Origin of the sequence: Streptomyces sp. SID3343, from assembly GCF_009865215.1 — a bacterium.
In the GTDB taxonomy this organism is placed as follows: domain Bacteria; phylum Actinomycetota; class Actinomycetes; order Streptomycetales; family Streptomycetaceae; genus Embleya.
Genome location: NZ_WWJX01001480.1, coordinates 1 through 4,286, shown reverse-complemented (window position 1 = coordinate 4,286; position 4,286 = coordinate 1). Strand labels below are relative to the sequence as shown.

The following is a 4,286-nucleotide window of genomic DNA, read 5'->3' as shown; positions in this document are numbered from 1 at the left end:
TCAGGGCCGCGTCCATGCCGTCGGTCGCGGCGACCTCGGCGAGTCCGGCCGCAGCGGTCAGCGGCTCGGGGCCGACGTAGGTCGCCAGGCAGCCGCGCGCCCCGCACGCGCATTCGGGGCCGTCGAGGGACAGCGGCATGTGGCCCACCTCGCCGGCCATGCCGTGCGTACCCGTGTGGATTCGTCCGTCGATCACCAGGCCGCCGCCGACGCCGGTGTCCGCCTTGATGTAGGCCACCGCGTAAGGAAGTTCGCCGCCGTGCTCGGCGCGGGCGTGGTATTCGGCCAGGGCCGCGACGTTGGCGTCGTTGACCACGTCCACCGGGCGGGCCGGTCGCGGCAGGCGGGCGACGACCAGGGCGCGCAGGTCGGTACGGTGCCAGCCGAAGTCGATCGCGGCGGCGACGGTGTGGCCGGGGCCGGACACCGGTCCGGCCATCGCGATCACCACGTCGGCGAGGTGGACTCCGGGGCCGGTGCGTACGGCGGCCTCGGCCCGGGAGATCTCGTGGGCGATCACGGCGGCGAGCGGCTCGGGATCGCCGAACGGCGCGCGGTGCGGGACGGACGCCCGGTGTACGACCGCCCCGGCGAGGTCCGCGGCCAGCACCTCGACCCGCTCCAACGTCACCTGGACCGCGATGGCCGTCACCCGCTCCGGGACCAGGCGCAACAGGCGGCGTGGCCGTCCCCGCCCTCCCGACGAGGCCGAGCCGACCTCGCGGACCAGACCGCGGCCGATCAGGTCGGCGGCGAGCGCGGTGACCGAGGCGTGCACCAAACCGGTGGCGGCGGCGATCTCGGTGCGCGCGCACGGGCCGTGCGTGGCGATGTGCCGGAGCACGAGCGCGGTGTTGTGCCGCCGCACGGCAGCCGTGTCGGTCGGGAGGGCGGGCGAACCACCGCTGAGGCTCTTCACCGGGCCAATTGTGCCTTGGCGGTTTGTCGGGGGTGGGGCGGCGGCCGGGGGCGGATCGGCATTCGGTCGGGGTCCGTCGGTATAATTTTTTCAAGTCTTGCAATATTTAGTCGCCAGGGCCGATACTTGCCCGTGGATCGATCGCTCCAGGTATTCGCAGTTCCCACGCTCGCCCGCGCAAAGGACCGTCTCGTGACCCAGCAGCCACTCGTCACCACCACCCTGGGCCCCGTCCGAGGAACGTGGCACGACCACTCCGCCCGCTTTCTGGGCATCCCGTTCGCCAAGCCCCCGGTGGGCGACCTGCGCTTCGCCGCTCCTCGCCCGCCCGACCCGTGGACCGAGCCGCTGGACGCCACCGAGTACGGTCCCACCGCGCAGCGCCGCGCGTTCGGCGAAGGGCCGACGATCATCCCCGAGCCGTCGATCCCCGGCGAGGGCGTGCTGAACCTGAACGTGTTCACCCCGAGCCCGGGCGCAGAGCCTGGCGCAGACCCGGGTGCCGGCCCGGGCGCCGCGCTGCCCGTGCTCGTGTGGATCCACGGCGGCGGTTTCGTGGCCGGTTCGGCCGCGAGCCCCTGGTACGACGGGACCGCGTTCAACCGCGACGGCGTCGTCCTGGTCTCGCTCGGCTATCGGCTCGGTATCGAGGGCTTCCTGCACCTCGACGACGCGCCGGACAACCGTGGCGTACTCGACTGGATCGCCGCGCTGACCTGGGTTCGCGACAACATCGCGGCCTTCGGCGGCGACCCGACCAAGGTCACCATCGCCGGTCAGTCGGCGGGCGGCGGCGCGGTGCAGACGCTGATGGCCACGCCGTCGGCGTACGGCCTCTTTCGCGGCGCGATCTCGGTCTCCGGCGCGGTGATGGAGCCGCAGAGCCGAGCGGACGGCATCGCGGTGGCCGAGCTCTTCACCGCACGCACCGGCCTGCCGGCCACCGCCGCCGCGCTGCGCGACGTGTCCGATGACGAACTCCTGGCCCTCCAGGACACGTTGACCGCGCCCGAGCCCGGCGCCGCGCCCCTGCCCGGGCTGCCGCTCGCGCCGTTCGCGGACGGCGAGCTGATCCCCGAGGACGTGCACACCGCGTACCGCAACGGATCGGCCACGCCCGCGCCGCTGATGCTCGGCGCCACGCACCACGAGTTCAACGCGGCGGCCGAGTTCGGCATGCCGGACGCGCCGATCGAGGTCGCGCACGGCATGCTCGCGTCGCTGGGCCTGTCTGCGGAGGGCACCGAGGCGTACCTTGCGCTGCACGACGGCGCGACCCCCGCCCAGGTGATCGGCCAGGCACTCACCGACACGCTCTTTCGGGCCACGTCGGTGAGCATCGCCGAATCCCGCGCGGCCCTGGAACTGCCCACGTGGCTGTACGCCTTCGAATGGCTGTCCTCCGCGCCGATGTTCGACGCCTCGGCCTTCCACTGCCTCGACCTGCCGTTCGCGTTCGATCTCCTTGGCGAGGGCGCGCTCCACGCGACCGGTCCGAACCCGCCGCAGGGGTTGGCGGATGCGATGCACGGGGCATGGGTCGCGTTCGTGCGCGACCTGGACCCGGGTGCGCAGTGGCCGCGCTATACGCGAGAGGAGCGCGCCACGATGGTGTGGGACACCAAGCCGGAGATCGTGGCCGATCCGCTGGCGGCCGAGCGCGAGATCTGGGGCGGACGGGCAGCCGCGACGGCCTGATTCGGAGCTGACCGGTGCGGCCGCCGGTCGGGAGTGTCGCGGTGGAGTCGGGGGGCGGGGTCAGGGTCGGGGGCAGGGGCGAGTCGGCCGGGGAGAGGTGTCTGAGGGTGGGGCACTCGGGGTGGAATCGTTGGTGGTGGTGGTGGTTGCTTGCTTCGGCCGGTGATCGAAGGTCGGCGATCGAGGGCCGGTAGTCGAGGATCGGTGGTCGAAGGCCGGTGGTCGAAAGCCGGTAGCCGAGGGCCGGTGATCGAAAGCCGGTGGTCGAAGGTCGGCGGTACGAGGTCGCCGATCCGGGGGCCGGTGGTCGAAGGCTCAGCCGCGCTCGCGGAGGTACGCCTCCAGCTCTGCGGCCCCGGTCAGCATGGCCCGCCCACGGGCGGACAGCCGAGCGTGCCAGTCGCACATCGCGGCTTCCAGCGGCTCCAGCCCGCCGGCCGCCCGTACCTGGGCGATCAGCGGCGCGATCTGCTCCAACAGGTAGCCGCCTCGCCTGAGTTGGTGGACCAGTCGGGCATCCCGAACGTCGGCCTCGCCGTAGACGCGGTACCCGGTCAGCGGATCGCGGCGCGGGCGGACCAGCCCGACGCGCTCCCACGTGCGCAGCGTCGCGGGCCGGAGGCCGAGCTTGCCCGCGAGCGGTCCGATGAACGTGTCGCCGGGGCCGGACGCCGCAGCCGGCCCGGACTGCACCGAGGGCTCGGGCCGCACCGAGGGATCGCGCACTGTGGTGGGCCCCAGGTCGCGGAGGGCCTTCTCCACGGCCCGGAGTGTCCGCCGGTCGTCGAGTAGCCGGGCGTGGCTCTCGTCGATGAGGTGGAACGCGTCGTCCACCGCGCCGTGGTTCACGGCCCGCATGATCGACGTCGCGGTCCCGTGTCCGTGGCCGGGCAGCAGAGCCAGGAACGCGTCCAGGGCCCGCGCGTGCAGCGCAGTGTAGGTGCGGTACCCGTGCGGAGTGCGATCGGCGGCCGGAAGGATGCCGGCGTCCTCGTAGTTCCTGACGGCCTGGGTGGACAGGCCGTGCCGGCGAGCCAGGTCGATCGGCCTGAGCCGTTCACCGCTTTGAGGGTTTCGCCGCATGGTCCTGCCGATATCGAGGAAAAGGTTCAACCGAGACTTCAACGATACCGTTCAAGGTATGGTCAATGACATCGAAGACTTCACCCATGCCGTCGAGGCGACCGCCGTCATGCGGCTGTTCCCGACCCGGCCGCGACTGCTCGCGTTGGGCGAACCCACCCATGGCGAGGAGGCTTTGCTCGACCTGCGCAACGGGCTCTTCCGGCAACTCGTCGAGCACGAGGGCTATCGGACGATCGCGATCGAGAGCGACTGCATGGCGGGCCTGGTCGTGGACGACTACGTCACGTCGGGCACGGGCATCCTCGACGACGTCATGGAGCACGGATTCAGCCACGGGTGGGGCGCGTTCGAGGCCAACCGCGAGCTCGTGCGCTGGATGCGCGCCTACAACGAAGACCGAATCCCGTCCGACGCGTTGCGCTTCGCCGGTGTCGACGGCCCGCTGGAGATCACCGGCGCCGCGAGCCCCCGGCAGTCCCTCACCGCGCTCCACGACTATCTCTCGGCCTGCGTGGAACCGGACTTGCTCCCCTGCACCGCGCAAACGCTCGACCGGCTGCTCGGCGCAGACGACCGATGGACC

At 72.1% G+C, this 4,286-nt stretch carries 4 protein-coding genes; 2 read left to right on the top strand and 2 right to left on the bottom strand.

Translation table 11 applies throughout. The annotated features are described in order from the left end of the window. On the bottom strand, positions 1 to 919 hold a 919-nt coding region (locus GT354_RS47170), incomplete at its 3' end, for an ROK family transcriptional regulator (protein ID WP_161363909.1). A 192-nt stretch (positions 920 to 1,111) separates the two neighbouring features. Here GT354_RS47170 and GT354_RS47165 point away from each other — a divergent pair. Beyond that, entirely contained in the window at positions 1,112 to 2,617 is a 1,506-nt protein-coding gene (locus GT354_RS47165) for a carboxylesterase family protein (protein ID WP_161363907.1), read from the top strand. Positions 2,618 to 2,932: 315 nt separating this feature from the next. Here GT354_RS47165 and GT354_RS47160 read toward each other — a convergent pair whose 3' ends face one another. Beyond that, on the bottom strand, positions 2,933 to 3,700 hold the full coding sequence (locus GT354_RS47160; protein WP_161363905.1) for a TioE family transcriptional regulator: 768 nt from the start codon (positions 3,698 to 3,700) through the stop codon (positions 2,933 to 2,935). Between the two features lie 58 nt (positions 3,701 to 3,758). On the opposite strand from GT354_RS47160, the gene GT354_RS47155 reads away from it, so the two are divergent. Beyond that, positions 3,759 to 4,286: erythromycin esterase family protein (locus tag GT354_RS47155; RefSeq protein WP_161363903.1), on the top strand; the 528-nt coding region annotated here is incomplete at its 3' end.